General features: G+C 58.5%; 17 protein-coding genes, 2 tRNA genes and 1 rRNA gene. 14 read left to right on the top strand and 6 right to left on the bottom strand.

What is annotated here, in order from left to right:
• Window positions 1-20: 20 nt before the first annotated feature.
• The gene (locus NF78_RS25275; RefSeq protein WP_225885415.1) at window positions 21-1,157 is read right to left on the bottom strand and encodes a peptidylprolyl isomerase; all 1,137 of its coding nucleotides are present in this window, start codon (window positions 1,155-1,157) and stop codon (window positions 21-23) included.
• 256 nt (window positions 1,158-1,413) lie between these two features.
• On the opposite strand from NF78_RS25275, the gene efp reads away from it, so the two are divergent.
• The 4 genes from efp (at window position 1,414) to NF78_RS25255 (ending at window position 3,935) form a co-directional block, all read left to right on the top strand.
• Window positions 1,414-1,971, top strand: coding sequence for an elongation factor P (efp, locus tag NF78_RS25270; RefSeq protein ID WP_035992765.1), 558 nt, complete (start codon window positions 1,414-1,416; stop codon window positions 1,969-1,971).
• 106 nt (window positions 1,972-2,077) lie between these two features.
• Window positions 2,078-2,566, top strand: a complete 489-nt coding sequence (gene accB / locus NF78_RS25265; protein WP_035992762.1) for an acetyl-CoA carboxylase biotin carboxyl carrier protein — start codon at window positions 2,078-2,080, stop codon at window positions 2,564-2,566.
• Between the two features lie 20 nt (window positions 2,567-2,586).
• On the top strand, window positions 2,587-3,312 hold the full coding sequence (gene pyrF, locus NF78_RS25260) for an orotidine-5'-phosphate decarboxylase (RefSeq protein WP_035992759.1): 726 nt from the start codon (window positions 2,587-2,589) through the stop codon (window positions 3,310-3,312).
• Complete coding sequence (locus NF78_RS25255; protein ID WP_197064960.1) at window positions 3,288-3,935, top strand: hypothetical protein; 648 nt, start codon at window positions 3,288-3,290, stop codon at window positions 3,933-3,935. The genes pyrF and NF78_RS25255 overlap by 25 nt, the downstream gene beginning before the upstream one ends.
• On the opposite strand, the gene cofH is transcribed toward NF78_RS25255, so the two are convergent.
• The 3 genes from cofH to thrC all read right to left on the bottom strand — a co-directional run bounded on the left by cofH (window position 3,878) and on the right by thrC (window position 6,953).
• Entirely contained in the window at window positions 3,878-5,092 is a 1,215-nt protein-coding gene (gene cofH / locus NF78_RS25250) for a 7,8-didemethyl-8-hydroxy-5-deazariboflavin synthase subunit CofH (RefSeq protein WP_052050940.1), read from the bottom strand. The two genes, NF78_RS25255 and cofH, sit on opposite strands and share 58 nt — an antisense overlap.
• 160 nt (window positions 5,093-5,252) lie before the next feature.
• Entirely contained in the window at window positions 5,253-5,528 is a 276-nt protein-coding gene (locus NF78_RS25245; protein ID WP_035992757.1) for a MoaD/ThiS family protein, read from the bottom strand.
• Between the two features lie 120 nt (window positions 5,529-5,648).
• Window positions 5,649-6,953, bottom strand: a complete 1,305-nt coding sequence (gene thrC / locus NF78_RS25240) for a threonine synthase (protein ID WP_035992754.1) — start codon at window positions 6,951-6,953, stop codon at window positions 5,649-5,651.
• 522 nt (window positions 6,954-7,475) lie between these two features.
• On the opposite strand from thrC, the gene ntcA reads away from it, so the two are divergent.
• From ntcA to NF78_RS25220, 4 genes are all read left to right on the top strand, one after another.
• Window positions 7,476-8,147: a global nitrogen regulator NtcA gene (gene ntcA / locus NF78_RS25235; protein ID WP_017297200.1), complete on the top strand. Its 672-nt coding sequence runs from the start codon at window positions 7,476-7,478 to the stop codon at window positions 8,145-8,147.
• A 122-nt stretch (window positions 8,148-8,269) separates the two neighbouring features.
• The gene (locus NF78_RS25230; protein WP_072016249.1) at window positions 8,270-9,673 is read left to right on the top strand and encodes a DUF3084 domain-containing protein; all 1,404 of its coding nucleotides are present in this window, start codon (window positions 8,270-8,272) and stop codon (window positions 9,671-9,673) included.
• Window positions 9,674-9,890: 217 nt separating this feature from the next.
• Window positions 9,891-10,280 carry a PadR family transcriptional regulator gene (locus tag NF78_RS25225; RefSeq protein WP_035992752.1) on the top strand — a complete coding sequence of 130 codons (390 nt, stop codon included), beginning with the start codon at window positions 9,891-9,893 and terminating at the stop codon, window positions 10,278-10,280.
• Between the two features lie 125 nt (window positions 10,281-10,405).
• The gene (locus NF78_RS25220; protein WP_035992749.1) at window positions 10,406-10,933 is read left to right on the top strand and encodes a cofactor assembly of complex C subunit B; all 528 of its coding nucleotides are present in this window, start codon (window positions 10,406-10,408) and stop codon (window positions 10,931-10,933) included.
• 98 nt (window positions 10,934-11,031) lie between these two features.
• Here NF78_RS25220 and NF78_RS30080 read toward each other — a convergent pair whose 3' ends face one another.
• Window positions 11,032-11,355, bottom strand: a complete 324-nt coding sequence (locus NF78_RS30080; RefSeq protein ID WP_072016248.1) for a DUF3155 domain-containing protein — start codon at window positions 11,353-11,355, stop codon at window positions 11,032-11,034.
• 321 nt (window positions 11,356-11,676) lie between these two features.
• Between NF78_RS30080 and NF78_RS25210 the strand changes: the two genes are divergently transcribed.
• Entirely contained in the window at window positions 11,677-13,107 is a 1,431-nt protein-coding gene (locus NF78_RS25210) for an ATP-binding protein (protein ID WP_412768541.1), read from the top strand.
• A 204-nt stretch (window positions 13,108-13,311) separates the two neighbouring features.
• On the top strand, window positions 13,312-14,469 hold the full coding sequence (locus tag NF78_RS25205) for a pyridoxal-phosphate-dependent aminotransferase family protein (RefSeq protein WP_035992742.1): 1,158 nt from the start codon (window positions 13,312-13,314) through the stop codon (window positions 14,467-14,469).
• 182 nt (window positions 14,470-14,651) lie between these two features.
• Here the strand turns inward: NF78_RS25205 and glyQ are convergent, their stop codons facing one another.
• On the bottom strand, window positions 14,652-15,524 hold the full coding sequence (gene glyQ, locus NF78_RS25200) for a glycine--tRNA ligase subunit alpha (protein ID WP_412768542.1): 873 nt from the start codon (window positions 15,522-15,524) through the stop codon (window positions 14,652-14,654).
• Window positions 15,525-16,336: 812 nt separating this feature from the next.
• Here glyQ and NF78_RS33140 point away from each other — a divergent pair.
• From NF78_RS33140 to NF78_RS25185, 4 genes are all read left to right on the top strand, one after another.
• On the top strand, window positions 16,337-16,492 hold the full coding sequence (locus NF78_RS33140) for a hypothetical protein (protein ID WP_156119965.1): 156 nt from the start codon (window positions 16,337-16,339) through the stop codon (window positions 16,490-16,492).
• Between the two features lie 215 nt (window positions 16,493-16,707).
• A 16S ribosomal RNA gene (locus NF78_RS25195) occupies window positions 16,708-18,195 on the top strand.
• 129 nt (window positions 18,196-18,324) lie between these two features.
• Window positions 18,325-18,398: transfer RNA gene (locus tag NF78_RS25190), tRNA-Ile, on the top strand.
• A gap of 6 nt (window positions 18,399-18,404) precedes the next feature.
• Window positions 18,405-18,480, top strand: a tRNA-Ala gene (locus NF78_RS25185).
• The last annotated feature ends 171 nt before the right edge of the window (window positions 18,481-18,651 follow it).

The raw sequence follows: 18,651 nt of genomic DNA, 5'->3' as shown, positions 1-18,651 counted from the left end.
CAGGCTAGGGGGGGGTGAACTCAGGTGGGCTGCACCAGGTTATCGGCCCCGGCCACCACCCGAATCGACTCGATGCGATCGCCCTGGGTGAGCTGGTCGAGCACCTCTTTGTTGTCCACCACGTAGCCAAACACCGCGTAGCGCCCGTCCAGCAGGTTCAGCCCCGCTGGGGTCATCTCCGGCTCAAACAAAAAGAAGAAAAACTGTGAGGAGCCGCCGTTGGGATCGGTATTGGGGCGGGCCATTCCCAGGGTGCCGAAGGCGGAGAAGGGCAGCACCGGCGCGTCTAAAAAGCGACCGATGTCCTCCAGCGTGGTGCCGTAGACCGGGGCCTCGTCGCCCTTGACTAAAATTTCCAGGGGTACAGCGCGGTAGGCCTTGGTTTTGGGGTCGATAAAGCCGTCTTCGGGACCCGCCGGGTCGCCCGTTTGCAGCACGTAGTTATCCTCGGCTCGGGTAAATTCCATGCCGTCGTAGAACCCCCGCTGCACCAGGTCGACAAAGTTGCCGCCGGTCACGGGAGCGCTGTAGCCGTCGATGATGGCCTGCATGGTGCCTTTATTGGTTTTGATTTCCACCGTGGCCCGCCCCTTGAGCTGGGGCAGCGTGTCGTACTCCGGCGGTACCGCAAAGGGGAACTCCTTCACCATCAGCTCTTCAATGCGGCTGACATCTTCGAGAATGGCCGCTCGCTTCAGCCACACGGTCTCGCGATCGCGCAGATCCACCGCCTCGCGCAGGGGCACCAGCTGGGCCTCCATGTCGTCGAGGTAGGAAATGGCCGCGGCCCGCTTGCCGCCGGGCACCGCCGCCAGGATCTCCTCCCGGCTGCGCATCAAAATCCGCTCCACCTTGTTCAGATCCTTGGCAATTGGTCCCCAGCGCTTGCTGCGCAGCCAGTCCGATAGCCCTTCCAGGGTGGCCTGCACCGTTCGAATATCCGAATTGTCGATGGGCAGGGAGTAGCGCAGCAGGGCGCGACCGTCGGTGATGGCGTTGCCGGGCGGCAGGTAGGCGACCAGGGGGCTGGCGGGCAGAGCGCCCGTGGGCAGGGCATTGGCCGGGGCGGTTTGGCCCAGCCACAGGCTCAGCACCACCATCAACCCCCACCCCAGCTGTGCCAGAGGGCACCCGTTCAAACCCAGCCGTCTACTCATTGCCCCTCTCATTGCCCTTATATCCTTGGCCATAACTCCATTTTCCGCCCCCGGCGGTCTCTATTCTGCAGCGCATTGCGCCCCTTCAATCTTGTCATACTCTGGAGCCCCCCCGGCGGTGGCCGATCTGAACTCAGCAGATGAATTGGTGATATGCCCTAGACCCGGCTGTGGTTAAGGGTAAATCCTGTGGGAAATGGCCACGGGGGGGTAAAATGAGATGCCAAAATAAAGACTGTCCACCGTAGCCAGCGCCATGATTTCTAGCAACGACTTTCGCACCGGTACCTCCATTGAGCTAGACGGCTCCGTCTGGCGGGTGGTCGAGTTTCTCCATGTCAAGCCGGGTAAAGGCTCCGCCTTTGTGCGCACTAAGCTCAAGAACGTCAAAACTGGCAACACCGTTGAAAAAACGTTTCGGGCGGGGGAAACGGTTCCCCAGGCGGTGATCGAAAAGAAAGACATGCAGCACACCTACCGGGACGGCGAAGATCTGGTGTTTATGGATATGGAAACCTACGAGGAAGTGCGGCTGACCACCGCCGAAATTGGCCCTCAGGTGAAGTATCTCAAAGAAGAAATGGCGGTCAGCGTCGTCAGCTGGAATGGTCAGATTTTGGAGGTCGAACTGCCCAACTCCATCGTGCTGGAGGTTACCCAAACCGATCCCGGCGTGAAGGGTGACACCGCCACGGGCGGTACCAAGCCCGCCATTCTCGAAACCGGTGCCCAGGTGATGGTGCCCCTGTTTATCTCAATTGGCGAAAAAATTAAGGTGGATACCCGCACCGACGCCTACCTGGGCCGCGAGTAGGGGCTGCCCGAAGCCGCGCTACCGGCCCTGGGCCAGGACTGGCCTGGCTGGGTCGGGTCACCCAACTCCTGAATCAACCCTGACTAGATCGTATGAGACTTACGCCGTGGAATTAAGCGTTACCGACCTGAGAGAATTAGTCGCCGCCCTGAGCCAGAGCGATATTGTAGAGCTAACCCTCAAGAGTTCAGATTTTGAGCTTACGCTGCGTAAACCCGGTGCCATGGTGGCAACAGCGCCCTCGGTGACGCCAGGGGCTGTGCAGGAGGTGGTGGTCAGCGCCCCTGCGCCCATCGTAGAGCCGATACCAACGGCCACTACCCCGCCTGCCGTCCCGCCAGGCAAGGGCAGCGATCTAATTGCCATCAACTCCCCCATGGTGGGGACGTTTTATCGATCACCAGCCCCCGAAGAGCCGCCCTTTGTCAGCGTGGGCGATCGCATCAGCACCGGGCAGACGGTGTGCATCATCGAAGCCATGAAGCTGATGAACGAGCTGGAGGCGGAGGTGAGCGGCGAGGTCGTGGAGATCCTGGTCGACAATTCTCAGCCCGTGGAGTTTGGCCAAACCCTGATGCTGGTGCGACCCGTCTAACCTTTGCCCCGGTGTAGCCCATGACCGTTGACCAGCGCATAATCGTACCTCTGGATGTCTCCTCCGCCACGGCCGCCCTGGCCCTGGTAGAGTCTCTGCCCCAGGTGAGCTTTTGGAAGGTGGGGCTGGAGCTGTTCGTCAGTGCTGGCCCCACGCTGATTGAGGCCCTCAAGGTGCGGCAGAAGCGGGTGTTTCTCGACCTCAAGTTTCACGATATTCCCAACACCATGGCTGGGGCCTGTGCGGCGGCGGGGCACTGGGGGGTCGATCTGATCACGGTGCACACCGCCGCTGGCCGAGAGGCCCTGGTGGCGGCTCAATCGGCGGCGATCGCCGGAGCGAGCGCCGCCGGCCTGGATCCTCCCGTCCTGCTGGGGGTAACCCTGCTGACCAGCATCAGCCCCAATGCCCTGGCGGAGGAACTCAAAGTTCCCCTCGGCCTGACTGACTATGCCCTACAGATGGCCCGGCTGGCCCAGGACAGTGGCCTGGGAGGGGCAGTCTGCTCCCCCCAGGAGGCCAATCAGCTGCGGCGCTTTTTGCCCGCCGACTTTACCCTGGTGTGTCCGGGGGTGCGGCCCAGCTGGGCCAGTAGTGACGATCAGCGCCGCACGCTGACCCCGGTGCAGGCGCTGCAGGCCGGGGCTACCTACCTGGTGATTGGGCGTCCCATCACCGCTGACCCCAACCCCGCCGCCGCCTTTGAGCGCATCTGCCAAGAATGTTCCACCGCGATCGCTCCCTAGTCCGTCGTCTGCTCACGGCCCTGGGAATAGGGGTGGCGAGTAGCCTGGTTTTGGGGGGTCGTCTGGGGGCCCAGGTCCCCCCCGGCCCATCTCCTCTGCGGCCTGTTAACCGCTGCCCCAGCGACCTGGAGGGGCTGACCGCCCGACTCTTGACCGATCTGCCCAGCTACGCCAATCGGGTCGCCAGCCGCACCCTCAATCTGGCGGCCCCACCGCCGCGCCTGCCTCCCCCCAGCACGGTGATTCTTGCCAGCCCACCCGACTTTACCCCCATCGAGCTGACCGCAGCGGCCGTGCCAGTCGAGGCGGCGGACGGTGACGAGGCAGGGGGGGCCGCCTCCCCGCAGCAGGTGTTTTTTACCACCCTGGAGCGCCAGTATTGGCGGGACCAGGAGGTGCTGCTGCAAAATTACCATTGGCTGTTTCTGGTGCAGCGGCCGGAGGGCTGGTACATGACCCTGCTGTACACCAGCCTGGGGGGCTATCCAGCCGCCGGGACCACGCCACGGCCCGGCAGTCTTCGCCCGCCCACCCCGCCCCAGGAGAGCAGTCAGGGGGTAACGGGTCAGGCCATCAGGCTCTGGCTGCGGGACTGCCGGGCCGCTGTGGGCGAGGCAGAGTGACGTTCCCCCATGGCTAAGGCCGTCCCTTCGGCTGGCACTGTACCGTAGAGAGTGTCCCGTTGTCGGGCCGGACGGCCCAGGCTGGCGATCGCCCCGCGCAGCTCGGCCACCGTCATAGCGGTACCGCCCTGGGCACCAGCCATCGTGGTGATATGCTCTTCCATTAGCGTGCCGCCGATGTCGTTGCAGCCCCAGTTCAGGGCGGTGGTGGCTCCGGCCAGCCCCAGCTTCACCCAGCTGGGCTGGTGGTTGACAATCCAGTTGCCCAGGTAAATGCGGGCCACCGCCATCAGCACCAGCGCGTCGGCCAGCACCGGCTGGTCACGCCCCACTCGGCGACGCAGCGGCTTGGGGGCCTCCTGCCCCACAAAGGGCAGCACAATAAACTCGGTAATTGAGGCCGACCGACCCAATTCCATCGACAGGCGCTGTAGCTGGCGCAGTTTGTCCAGGTGGGCGATCTGCTGGGCAGGAGTTTCAATGTGGCCCGACAGCAGGGTGCTGGTGGTGGGTAGGCCAACCTCGTGGGCCAGCCCGACGATCTCAAGCCAGGTGGCAGCGTCAATTTTTTCAGGACACAGCACCCGGCGCACTTCATCGTCGAGCACCTCCGCGGCGGTGCCTGGCAGGGAGTCCACTCCCCCGTCCCGCAGGGCCAGCAGCACCTCGCGGTAGCTCAACCCGTCTTGGCGAGCGATGAACTGCACTTCCTGGGGGGAAAAGGCGTGCAGGTGCAGGCGGGGATACCTGCCTTTGATCGTTGCGGCCAGCTTCAGGTAATAGCGTAGGGAGCTGCCGTTGATCTGGGCGGCGGGGTTGAGTCCGCCCTGCATGCAAATTTCGGTCGCCCCCACGCCTACGGCCTCAGCAGCTTTTTCGAGGATGGGGGAAAAATCGAGCCAGTAGGCCCCCTCAGTTTGGGCGTCGCGGCGAAAGGCGCAGAAGCTGCAGTGCTGCTCGCAGATATTGGTGAAGTTGATGTTGCGGTTGACCACGTAGGTTACCGTGTCTCCCACCTGGCGCTGGCGCAGGGTGTCAGCCGTGGTGCGAATGGCGGCTATGGTCTCGGGGGTCTGCTGCTGCAGGAGGGCTACTCCATCGGCGGCGGAGATGTCGTCCCCAGCCAGAGCCTGAGCGAGAATCGGTTCGATATCCATAGTTAGAGAAGGTTTCTGCCCGCAACGCCATCTCTATTGTGACGGCTGTGGATAGTGACGGCTGTGGGGCGGTGGTGCCCCTAGGTTTGGTGCGAGAAAAACGCGATCGCCCCAGCAAGGCTCAGCTCCCTGGGGCGATCGCGATTGGTCAGGCTGAGCCCTAGCCGCCAGCGACAGCGGGCACGATGCTGACTTCGTCCCCATCGCTGAGGGCGGTTTCCTTGCCGTCTAGAAACCGAATATCCTCGCTGTTGACGTAGAAGTTGACAAAGCGGCGCAGTTCGCCCGCATCGTCACAAAGCCGGGCCTTGATGCCGGGACAGCTGCTCTCCAGGTCATTGAGCAGTTCCACAATCGTGCCGCCGCTGCATTCGAGGGCAGCTTGGTTGTTGGTGAACTTTTGCAGGGGAGTGGGAATCAGTACTTTGACAGCCATAGAAGTGAAGGTAAACAGAGGGTAAGTTGAGTGCGTCGGGGAGTGGCGAAGTAGGAAGTGGTAAATGCGACGTTCAAAATGCAAAGTTTTGAACGTCGCATTTTGTAGTTACCTATCCCCCTACACCGGCACCTGCTGCCATTCCAGGCGGTCCAGGGTGCGAGAGCGCTCCAGCGCCCGCTCAAAGCTCTCGAGCTTGGGCTCAATCGTGAAGGGTTCGCCAATGTAGCCCTGCACGGCCTCCTGGGTCTTCAAGCCGTTGCCGGTAATGTAGACCACCGTAGACTCATCGGGGTCAATCTTACCGGCTTCCACCAGCTTTTTGAGCACCGCGATGGTGGTGCCACCAGCGGTTTCGGTAAAGATGCCCTCGGTTTCGGCCAGCAGCTTCATGCCCTCGACCACCTCGGCGTCGGTGACCGACTCGATATTGCCGTTGGTCTTGCGGGCAATGTCGAGGGCGTAGATCCCGTCGGCGGGGTTGCCAATGGCGATCGATTTGGCGATCGTGTTGGGCTTCACGGGCGTGACAAAATCCCGACCTTCCCTAAAGGCTTGGGCAATGGGAGAGCAGCCCTCGGCCTGGGCCCCGCTGAAGCGCACCGCCTTGTCGTCGACCAGCCCCACCTTAACAAACTCCTGGAAGCCCTTGTAGATCTTGGTAAACAGAGAGCCAGAGGCCAAGGGGGCCACGATGTGGTCGGGCAGTCGCCAGCCCAACTGCTCAGCCACTTCATAGCCCAGGGTCTTGGAACCCTCGGAGTAGTAGGGGCGCAGGTTGATGTTGACAAAGCCCCAGCCGTGGGTGTTGGCCACCTCGGAACAGAGGCGGTTGACCTGGTCGTAGTTGCCCTGCACCGCCATCACGGTGGGGTTGTAAATCAGGGTGCCCAGCACCTTGCCGGCTTCCAGGTCAGCGGGGATGAAGACGCAGCAGTCCAGCCCGGCATGGGCCGCGATCGCCGCCGTGGAGTTGGCCAGGTTGCCCGTGCTGGCGCAGGAGACCGTGGTGAACCCCAGTTCCTGGGCTCGGGTCAGCGCAACCGAGACCACCCGATCTTTGAAGCTGAGGGTGGGCATGTTGACGGCATCGTTCTTGATGTAAAGCTCTTTCAGGCCCAGACGCCGGGCCAGCCGAGTCGAGCGTACCAGCGGCGTCATGCCCGTACCTACATCGATGGGGGTGTCGGTGCTGACGGGCAGGAAATCTTTGTAGCGCCAGATCGACAGCGGCCCGGCTTGAATCGTGCTGCGCGTGACCCGCTGGCGAATGGCATCGTAGTCGTAGGCTACCTCAAGGGGGCCAAAGCAGACATCTTCACAGACGTGCTTAGCACCCAGGTCGTAGGTCTCACCACACTCTCGGCACTTCAGGTTCGAAAAGGTGGGCTGGGTAGCGGTGGAGCGTTCGATGGACTGCGTCATAGCGGATTCTCTTAGGTGGTCTGGAGCAGGTGTTTTTGACATTTCGAATTTGTTATTCAGAACCTAGCACCGAAGTCAAACCCTGGTCAAACATACCCGATTTTTTTAGTCGGGTATGTGTAAGATCCTGATGCAGAATGGTTTGACATCTTTGATCAAGTCTGTTTTGGCCAAACTCCAGTCCGTCGCGGTAGGTGCCCAAGCGCGGTTCGGTTCTGGAGCTTTCGCACGGAACCCCCTGCCGATTTAGCTCAAGCTGGACTCAGCTAACCTTTGGTGGCAGAAAAACCTCTTCGGAACACAGTAAGGTAGCCTGCTATACAAACGCCTCCTGGGCAGTTGAGGTTAAGTGATTTAAAGTCATGGAACGTTTGCATTATCTAATGTGCCAGACCGACTAAACTGCTCTATGCTTGGTGCCCAAGGTAGTCTGTACTGAAGGCCTGGCCCTGGTCTCAGCGGTGTAGGTAGCGCAGCAGTTTCATTGCAGATGCCCACGGTGATGCTCTTAGCAGAACGTTTATGGTAGTGACCCAAGATAAGCCGCTTGCCAACGTCTTTCGTCAGCTCTCTGGGGGTGCATTTCCCCCTGTCGTTGAGTCCTACGATCGGGGCAAGACTATTTTTTTCCCGGGCGACCCGGCAGAGCGGGTTTATTTTTTGCTCAAGGGCGCGGTTAAGCTGTCGCGGGTATACGAGGCCGGGGAAGAGATCACGGTAGCCCTACTGCGGGAGAATAGTGTCTTTGGTGTGCTGTCGCTGATTACAGGCAACCGGTCCGATCGCTTCTATCATTCCGTAGCGTTTACACCGGTTGAGCTGTTGTCGGTGCCCATCGAGCAGGTCGAGCAGTCCCTCGAAGAAAACCCTGAGCTGGCCCTGCTGATGTTGCGAGGGCTGTCATCGCGAATTTTGCAGACTGAGATGATGATCGAAACCCTGGCCCACCGGGACATGGGATCACGCTTGGTAAGCTTCCTGCTGATTCTCTGCCGCGACTTTGGCGTACCCAGCCAGGATGGCATCACCATCGATCTCAAACTTTCTCACCAGGCGATTGCTGAGGCCATTGGGTCTACTCGGGTGACGGTCACCCGCCTCCTGGGCGATCTGCGCCAGGAAGGTATGATCTCAATATATAAAAAGAAAATTACTGTGCACGATCCGGTTAATCTAAGTCAGCAGTTTACTTAAGCCAGCGGGGTTCGAGTCCGGGGCTGGGGCTTGACCAGCCAGGTCGACTGATTGGCAAGACTAGGGCACTAAGGTCCAAACCCATGCAGTAGAGTAAATGCAAACTCCCCTGTGGCAGGTGCATGGTTTCTGGTTACGTACTGATTTTTGCGGTTCTGATCCTGGGGGGGGTGATTGCCACCCTGGGCGATCGCGTAGGCAGTCGGGTCGGCAAGGCCCGACTGAGTTTATTCAACCTTCGCCCCAGGCAAACGGCCACCCTGGTCAGCATTGCCACCGGCAGCGTAATTTCGGCCTCTACCCTGGCGCTGCTGTTTGGGGTGAGCAGCCAGCTGCGGACCGGAGTTTTTGAACTGGGGCGGATTCAGGATGACTTGGCCACCGCCGAAGCCAACTTGGCCCAGGCCCAGGCCGCTCAGGAAAACGTCGAGGCTGATTTGGAGTCCGCCACCAGGGAGCGCCAGCGAGCCCTGGGTCGGCTTCAGGAGGTGAATGAGTCGCTCAATCGAGCCGTAGCGCAGCAGGATGCCACGGAGGAACAGCTGCGCCAAACCCTGGGCCAGCTCGACACCGTCTCGCAGCAGGCAGAAACCCTGCGGCGATCAACCGCGGCGCTGCGGGTCGATCGCGATCGCCTGCTGCAGCAGCAGGCCACCATTGGTAGCCAGATTGCCCAACGCGATCGCGCCATCGCCGAACTGGACCAGCAGATTGCCCAGCGCGATCGCGCCATCGCCGAGCGTGAACAGCTCTTGGCCAGCCTGGAAGCCGAGCAAGAGTTCCTGGAGCAGCAGGTGGCGTCCCTGCAAACTCAGTTTCAGGGTCTTTTTCGTGGCAACATTGCCCTCAACCGCAACCAGGAAATTTTGTCGGGCCAGGGGCGGGCTGAAAATCGAGCTCAGGCGGAAGAGTTTGTCACTGAATTTTTGCAGCAGGCCAATCGTTTGGTCTCCCGCGCGATCGCCCCGGGTACCTTCATTGACCAGCAAATTTTGCTGATTGGCAATCGTGAAGTCGAAACTCTGATCGATCGTCTGGCCACGGGTGAAGACTACGTGGTGAGGCTGCTGTCGGCGGCCAACTACATCACGGGTGAACCCTGTGTCCTACAGCGGGGGGAGCCCTGTATTCAGGTGTTTATCGATGCAACCCCCAACCAGCAGGTGTACGCCCAGGGCGAGCGGCTAGCGACGGTCACCCTGGACCCACCACCCTTTGGCGATCGCCAGCTGGTTGAACGGCTCAATCTGCTGCTGGCTGCGACCCAGTTTCGGGCTCGCCAGGACGGTGTCGTGAGCGATTCTCTTCAGGTGGCCGACAATCGCCCCGAAACCATTCTCAACTTTCTGGAAGCTGTACAGCAGTCTGGGCAGGCCGTCGACTTTCAGGCCATTGCGGCTAGAGACATTTTCACGGCAGGACCTGTCCAAATTCACCTGGCGGCTGTGCGCGATGGCCGCATTCTGTTTCAAACCCGTCCGGTGAGTGGAGGGCTGGAAAACGGCGGCGATCGCCCCGATTTTTGACAGCTGGTAGCGCTTGAGGATCCACCGCCAATTATCTTTGGCGGCGAATATTTAATAATGTCTAAAAAAATTTGCAGATAGTTACCATCTGCACTCACTTCGATACTGTGGGGATCACCTGTGATTAGAATTAGCCTAATCGTTAAGCGACTAATCGACTGCTTTTAACTCTGGTCTGCGTTAAGCAGACAAACTTTAATATATCTGGAGCGATCCCATGAAATTTGAGGATATTTATCAGTTCTTCGAGGATCCACCGCCCATCTACCTCAACAAAGAGCTTGCCGTTTGCTACGTGCTGTCGGTGTTGCTCCAGCAAGATTCCTACGGTACTGAGTTAATTCAGCGGTTGACTCACCACTACCCCCACTATCGCCTGTCCGACACGGTACTGTACGGGGCACTCAAGTTTTTAGAAGACGAAAATGCCATAGACGGCTACTGGAAAAAGGTGGAAGGTCGGGGTCGCCCCCGTCGTATGTACCGCCTCAACCCCGACTGGCGGTTACAAGCCGAAGAACTGGCCGAGTTCTGGAAAACCTATATGGGCGATCCTGTCCGGCCCACCACGTCCCAAAGCCCTGCTTACTCATCACCCGGGCGCTGACGGTGTTCGAATGGCCTAACCCGCCTATGGCTCGGTCATTTAATCACCTCGATCTACCTGCCCCTGGATCTACCTGAACAAGCCATCATTTCGTACCCTAGAAAGGTACAACTGATGGCCCAACCGTGACCGAAACCGTAACCTATTCAACTCTGCTTCTGACCCTGCTGATGGTGGTAGGGTTAGTCTTTTTTATTCGCGCCTCTACCAAAGATCGGCTGGAAACCCTCACCCTAGCTCGTCCCGTTGCGCCGCTGACCCTGCTCCAAACGCTGACGACCCACTTTGAAGCACGGGCTTACAGTGTAGCGCTAGCCGATGCCGAAGCCCAGCGTTTTGTCCTGCGGGGCCGAGTGCGACCAAGCTTATTTCTAGCCAGCTTTTTGACCCTCCTGGCCGCCGTGGGTGGACTGTGCTTGGCGCTGGTGTTGACCAATCTCTGGCCCACCACCGGAGCGATCGCCTGGGGACTGGTTGGGATCGCCCCGGCAGCCGGTTGGTTCTACTGGAAAGGATCCGATCGCGACGAAGAAATTGTGCTCCAGGTGCAGCCCGAGGCATCCTCGGAGGACCCCACCCGTCCCTCTGCCACGGTAACCATTACGGCCCACCGGGACGAACTTGCGGTCCTAGAGCAGGAGATGAGCCGTTAGGGACAAAAAAAGCTAGCCCTCAGGGCTAGCTTTTGGTTTTAAGTTAATGACTCAGTCAACCTGCTGAACCAGCAAAGCCTGTCAGCGGGTCATCGATCTCAATGAGTCAGACTCTCTAGGGCTGAAGATTCTTCTTCGTCTTCGCCAAGCAGTACCCGCAGACTGGGGAAGAGAAAGTGGTTCTCTTCGACGTACTGGGCTCCAAACAGACCCTTCTCGGCCCAAAAGTACCGGTCAGTAGTATGCTCGTTCCGTTTAACCAGCAGCAGGGCTGGGGGGGCGATGCCCTCGGAATGAATAAAATTCCGAGCTGCGGTTACGGGTTTTTCGTTGCCGCTCTCAATACTATACTGAGGAACAGCCTCTAAGATGCGACGGCCTTCTAAGCGACGACGACTCTTACGCTTGCGTCTCCTTGCCAAGTTGCCTACCTCCCTCTCAGTGGATATTTGGATGTAGTTTCGGTTACAAAATTTGTTAACCAGGCCAAGTATATAGGCTCAAAATAAGAATTTCAACTTCTCTTAAAAATCGGGTCGAACACGTTGAAATCCATGACTTGTAACGGTTACAAGGGTATTTGGCAGAGCTAAGCCTGAACAGAATTGTTAAAAAATTGACAAAACTTCAATTTTTCTTCCGTCAAACTCTTAAGTTGCTCTGCCATGATGGGCTCCCCTAGCTCCGAATTCATAGCCCTTTGTCAGTCTCAGGTTCTGCTGGTGACCCAGGCTCTAGGGGCCATGTCGACCGTTGTCTACCTGGCCGAAACTGCGGCCGATTCTGCCAATCCGGCGCTGGTGCCCCTGGTCGCTTATCCCGAAACCGCCGAGCTTTGGAGCGGTCTGCGCGAGGGGTTGGCGGCTGTCTCTGAGGTCGACGGTGAGATCGAGAGCGAGGATAGCAGGGGGGGGGATGACTCGTCTCAGCTGGCTGTTCGGCTGAGCAACTGGCCCCAGACTCCTCATAGTCCAGGGGGCAAACTGTCGCCTTCCCCTCAGCGTGAGGAGCAGCGGGAGAGTAGAACGATTTCACCTCCCATGCGGAGAACGCCCCCAGGACTGGAGGCCGATCCGGTGGCCTACCCGCTGGTACTACCTCTGGCCCACGAGGGGGTTGTACTGGGCGTAATGGTCAGCACCCGCGAGGCTCAGCCCTGGACACCTGAAGATTGTCAGCAGGCGGAGCAGGCGGCTAATACGCTGGCGATCGCCTGCGTGATGGATCAGCGCAACCAGTGGCTACAGCGCCAGCTCAACCAGCGCCAGCTCAGTCAGTCCACCCAGTCTGAGACCTTCCACGATCTGCTGCACCAGTTTCGTAACCCGCTGACGGCACTGCAGACCTTCGGCAAGCTGATGGTTAAACGGCTACCGGCTGAGGATGGCAATCGTCCCATCGCCGAAGGTATTGTGCGCGAAAGCCGCCGCCTACAGGATCTGGCTCAGCACTTCGACGATGCTGTAGCTACGGGTGATGAACTGCTCACCCAGCCCACGAGTCCTTCGCTCAGCGGGCTGCTGTTGCCGGGCAGCGCCGAAGATGCCGCTAGGCCTGCGCCCGGCGAGGATCAGGCTATCGCCGCCGACAGGCTGGCTATTGCGCCTACTCAGGGGCATGGGCTGGGGCGATCGCTAGCGGTAAGACCTGGTTCAATTGTCGATGTGGCCCTTCCCCTGGTGCAGTCCACTTTGCCCCTGGTGCAGGAGCGCGGGCTGCATATGGTACACCACATTCCCAGTGCGCTTCCCCAGGTCTGGCTTGACCCCGCTGCCCTGGGGGAGGTGCTGCACAACCTGATCGACAATGCACTGAAGTATGCCTCCCCCGGATCGCTAGTTTGGGTCACCGCCGGTTTGGTGCAGCGGTTGAATGCCCAGGTCTTTCAAGGTATTGCGGTGGGGGATACCGGGGCCGGCATTCCCCTGGCCGATCAGCCGCAGCTTTTTACCCGTCACTTTCGGGGCGTGCAGGCCCAGGGGGATATTCCCGGTACAGGGCTGGGGCTAGCGATTGTGCAGGACCTGGTGCAGGGAATGGGTGGGCATGTGGAGCTGATCAGCCCGGTGCAGGGTACCCCGTGGTTACCGCCAGAGTCCGCCGCCTACCCCCCCTATCCCGGCACGCTGTTTGTAGTCTGGCTGCGATCGCTCGATACCGCGATCGATACCTGAAGATCGCCGCCCAGGGCGGAGGCTCTGGATGCTTGAGCTGAAACCCTCAGGATTCCTCACGTTGAGCGTTACATTGAGCGTTGCAATGGGAACTCCACCCTGGCTTGCTGTGCCCAGGGCTACTAAAGCCGCTTCCATAGGAGAATGGGACCAGACTGGCTTACCCAGTCACTCGCTTTGTCCTCATCAATCTCGCTGTAACCCATGGCCATACCCCTCTCCCCCGCCCTCTCCATTCGGCCCACCGCCCTCCCTCCCCTGGTGGTACCCGAGCGTCTGCTGTTGGGGCCGGGCCCATCTAACGCAGATCCCCGCGTAATTGCGGCGATGAATCAGCAGCCCATTGGCCACCTCGACCCCGTCTACCTGGAGATGATGGATGAGGTGCAAGACCTGCTGCGCTACACCTGGCAGACCACCAATCCTTTGACCTATGCGGTGGCCGGTACCGGGTCGGCGGCCATGGAGGCCACCCTGGCCAATGCAGTTGAACCAGGCGATCGCGTTCTCGTCTGTGTGAAAGGGTATTTTGGGCACCGCCTGGTCGATATGGCCCGTCGCTACGGCGCCGACGTGGTCACCCTCCACCGGCCCTGGGGCGAAGCCTTCACCCTTGACGAACTGACCACGGCACTGGCAGAACATCGGCCTGCGGTGCTAGCGATTGTCCACGCCGAAACCTCCACCGGCGTGCGTCAGCCCCTTGAGGGGTTAGGCTCTGCCTGCGCGGCCCACGACTGCCTGCTACTGGTGGATACCGTCACCAGCCTGGGCGGTGTCCCCATATTTCTCGACGATTGGCACGTGGATCTCGCCTACAGCTGTGGCCAGAAGGGCTTGAGCTGTGCTCCTGGCATATCCCCCTTCACCATGAGCCCCCGCGCCGTGGCCAAACTGGAGCGCCGCCGCCAGCCCGTCGCCAACTGGTATCTCGATGCCGCCCTGCTGCGCAAGTACTGGGGGCCAGAGCGGGTCTATCACCACACCGCTCCGGTCAACCTCACCTATGCTCTGCGCGAAGCCCTGCGCTTGCTGGCTGAAGAAGGCCTAGAAGCCCGCTGGCAGCGTCACCAGCAAACCGCTGAATACTTCTGGTCTGGTCTGGCCGACCTCGGCCTCACCTGTCATGTGGAAGAATCGCTGCGATTGCCCACGCTGACCACGGTGCGCGTACCCGACGGCGTCGATGCTAAAGCAGTGAGCCGTCAACTCATGGCCGACTACAACATTGAAGTCGGGGGCGGCCTGGGCGAACTGGGTGGTAAAGTGTGGCGCATCGGCCTGATGGGCTACAACAGCCAGCCCGAGCACGTCGATACCCTCCTGCACGCCCTGGGCACGGTGCTGCGCCAATCGAATTAGCGCTAATCGGCGATCCCATGCAACACATCCCGAGGGGCGAACAGCCGTTCGCCCTTACCCAAGTCTAAGCTTGATCCTGAACTTGCTTTGGCTAGCCCCCAGTTGGGCTGGGTAAACACCGTTTGCCCCTACGCCAAAAACCCTTTAGAAACCGGGGGTACGGAGCTCGAATCCCTAAGTCCCTAGGCCACGTTCTGTTGGCTTTCCTCCAACAGCGGAAAACCCAGCTTCTCTCGCTGCTCCAGGTAAAGCTGCGCCACCCGCCGCGCCAGCCCCCGCACCTGACGAATATAGCGGGTGCGCTCCGTCACCGAAATCACCCCCCGCGCATCCAGCAGGTTAAAGGTGTGGGAGCACTTCAACACATAGTCATAGCTGGGCAGCACCAGCCCTCGATCCATCAGCTGCTCCGCCTCCTGCTGATACAGGTCGAATAGCGTAAACAGCAGCTCTGGATTTGACGCCTCAAAGTTGTAGGTGGAGTTCTCAATCTCCGCCTGCATGTAGATATCGCCGTAGGTGAGCTGGTCGTTCCACTGGATTTTGGCGATCGCATCCACCTCCTGCAGGTACATCGTCAATCGCTCCAGCCCATAGGTCAGCTCGATCGACACCGGGCGGCAGTCAATCCCCCCGCACTGCTGAAAGTATGTGAACTGGGTAATCTCCATCCCATCCAGCCACACCTCCCAGCCCACGCCCCAGGCGCCCACCGCCGCATCCTCCCAGTTGTCCTCCACAAAGCGAATGTCGTGGTCTTCGGGTTTAATCCCCAGCGATCGCAGCGACTCTATATAGGTTTCCTGAATGTCGCTCGGCGAGGGCTTAATCAACACCTGGTACTGAAAGTAGTGCTGATAACGGTTTGGATTCTCTCCGTAGCGCCCATCCGCCGGGCGGCGACAGGGCTCCGCGTAGGCTACGGCCCAGGGTTCCGGCCCCAGCGCTCGCAAAAACGTATGGGGACTCTTGGTGCCCGCTCCCTTCTCCGTATCGTAAGGCTGCATAATTACGCAGCCCTGCTTAGCCCAAAAATCATTTAGCGTCGCAATCACAGACTGAAAATGCACGATCAATCCCCAGCTACTAACCCACGTTCAAAACCTACAGTCTCTAATAGTATTCAACAGCAGCCGCTCTAAACCAAATTCAGTTGCGGCGCCAGGCCCGACCTAATAACAGGCAGGGGCCACCGCCGCCGATGCTTGGCCGTTAGAAACTAGCTGGTGATAGCTCAGAGGACAGCCAGAAGACTGTCTGTGTCCCCAATTACAAATTCACCTTAAGGTCGCGCTAACGCCCTTAATCCTTGCCCAGAGACAATTTCACCACGCTATCCCTACCGTCCTTTTCCCGTGGCCAACCCCCAGATACGGGGTCGTACAAAAGAATTTTTTCGAAAAAGAAGGGAAGATCTTGAGTTCAGAGGCCAACAAAACGCTTGAATCGCCTGTGGTGTGGGCGTTTTGAAACCCCGGAAAAATTTTTGGCAAAGGTGTTGACACCCAGGCTTAATCTAGATATATTGATAAAGCGCCTGAGGGGAGCGGTTCAAGCGACTGTTTCACCGAGGGTTAGCGGAGAACCTCGACAACTACATAGTCTAGAAACAAAGCCAAGGTTCCTGTCAAGGATTAAATTGGTCTAATGGTAGCAGGAATGCTGAATTAGGTCAAGCAAGACAGAACGGATACTGAGGTATCCGGGATTCGAACATCTGACTCTAATCTCATGGAGTCGATTGTTGTTAGCTCTTTAGGGAGTTGATAACTAACATGGAGAGTTTGATCCTGGCAGATACCCCTGGTGCGGCAACTCTTAGCCAATGACCTGTGCAAGCTGAAAATTCTGGTTGCAACCAAGCCCAATGACCAACTTCGAGCTGGCTCTATTTTATAGAGCTGAAAATGACGATAGCTTCTTAGCGAAGCCGCTGCCGGAGCCAAAAATCGAGCAGTGGCAGGGCGATGCGGTAGCCAAACTGAGGGCCATAGATCAGTCCCTTTTCTTCCAGGCTGGTTAGGGCACCCTGCAGGCCGCTTAGCGGAGAACCTCGACAACTACATAGTCTAGAAACAAAGCCAAGGTTCCTGTCAAGGATTAAATTGGTCTAATGGTAGCAGGAATGCTGAATTAGGTCAAGCAAGACAGAACGGATACTGAGGTATCCGGGATTCGAACATCTGACTCTAATCTCATGGAGTCGATTGTTGTTAGCTCTTTAGGGAGTTGATAACTAACATGGAGAGTTTGATCCTGGCTCAGGATGAACGCTGGCGGCGTGCTTAACACATGCAAGTCGAACGGGATCTTCGGATCTAGTGGCGGACGGGTGAGTAACGCGTGAGGATCTGCCCTTAGGATGGGGACAACCACTGGAAACGGTGGCTAATACCCAATGTGCCGAGAGGTGAAACATTAATGGCCTGAGGATGAACTCGCGTCTGATTAGCTAGTTGGTGAGGTAAGGGCTCACCAAGGCGACGATCAGTAGCTGGTCTAAGAGGATGATCAGCCACACTGGGACTGAGACACGGCCCAGACTCCTACGGGAGGCAGCAGTGGGGAATTTTCCGCAATGGGCGCAAGCCTGACGGAGCAACGCCGCGTGAGGGAGGAAGGCCTTAGGGTTGTAAACCTCTTTTCTCTGGGAAGAAGACCTGACGGTACCAGAGGAATAAGCCTCGGCTAACTCCGTGCCAGCAGCCGCGGTAAGACGGAGGAGGCAAGCGTTATCCGGAATTATTGGGCGTAAAGCGTCCGCAGGCGGTTTTTTAAGTCTGTTGTCAAAGGTCACAGCTCAACTGTGGATCGGCAATGGAAACTGGGGAACTTGAGTGTGGTAGGGGTAGAGGGAATTCCCGGTGTAGCGGTGAAATGCGTAGATATCGGGAAGAACACCAGTGGCGAAGGCGCTCTACTGGGCCACAACTGACGCTGAGGGACGAAAGCTAGGGGAGCGAAAGGGATTAGATACCCCTGTAGTCCTAGCTGTAAACGATGGATACTAGGTGTTGGACGTATCGACCCGTGCAGTACCGTAGCTAACGCGTTAAGTATCCCGCCTGGGGAGTACGCACGCAAGTGTGAAACTCAAAGGAATTGACGGGGGCCCGCACAAGCGGTGGAGGATGTGGTTTAATTCGATGCAACGCGAAGAACCTTACCAAGGCTTGACATGTCGCGAATCTCTGAGAGATCAGAGAGTGCCTTCGGGAGCGCGAACACAGGTGGTGCATGGCTGTCGTCAGCTCGTGTCGTGAGATGTTGGGTTAAGTCCCGCAACGAGCGCAACCCACGTTTTTAGTTGCCAGCATTCAGTTGGGCACTCTAAAGAGACTGCCGGGGACAACTCGGAGGAAGGTGTGGACGACGTCAAGTCATCATGCCCCTTACGTCTTGGGCTACACACGTCCTACAATGCTACAGACAGAGGGCAGCGAGCGCGCGAGTGCAAGCAAATCCCATAAACTGTGGCTCAGTTCAGATTGCAGGCTGCAACTCGCCTGCATGAAGGCGGAATCGCTAGTAATCGCCGGTCAGCATACGGCGGTGAATACGTTCCCGGGCCTTGTACACACCGCCCGTCACACCATGGGAGTTGGCCACGCCCGAAGTCGTTACTCTAACCGTTCGCGGAGGAGGGCGCCGAAGGCAGGGCTGATGACTGGGGTGAAGTCGTAACAAGGTAGCCGTACCGGAAGGTGTGGCTGGATCACCTCCTTTTAGGGAGACCTACCCTTGATAACTCCGAACCATTGTTATTAGGAGTATCGAGCGGTCACTCTAGGTCGGTCAGGACTTTGAGTCGAGTTTCTAGACTATGGTTGAGGTTTTGTTTAACCAACAGAACCCGGGCTATTAGCTCAGGTGGTTAGAGCGCACCCCTGATAAGGGTGAGGTCCCTGGTTCGAGTCCAGGATGGCCCACTGCGTGGGGGTTTAGCTCAGTTGGTAGAGCGCCTGCTTTGCAAGCAGGATGTCAGCGGTTCGAGTCCGCTAACCTCCACCACGAAAGGACGGATTGAATTCAGCACAGTATGTGTTTCTTGAATTATCAAGAGGATACATAGTCTGCTGGGTGAGAGCCCGGCTAAGAACCTTGACAACTGAATAGTGAGAGAAGTGTAAGGTAGTACACACAGAACATTCAAAGTTCGTTGAGAGAAGAGTGAATTTTGTT

The sequence above is a fragment of the Leptolyngbya sp. KIOST-1 genome (assembly GCF_000763385.1).
Lineage (GTDB): Bacteria > Cyanobacteriota > Cyanobacteriia > Phormidesmidales > Phormidesmidaceae > Nodosilinea.
Note: the sequence above shows the minus strand (reverse complement) of the source record. Positions and strands in the feature narration are given on the sequence as shown.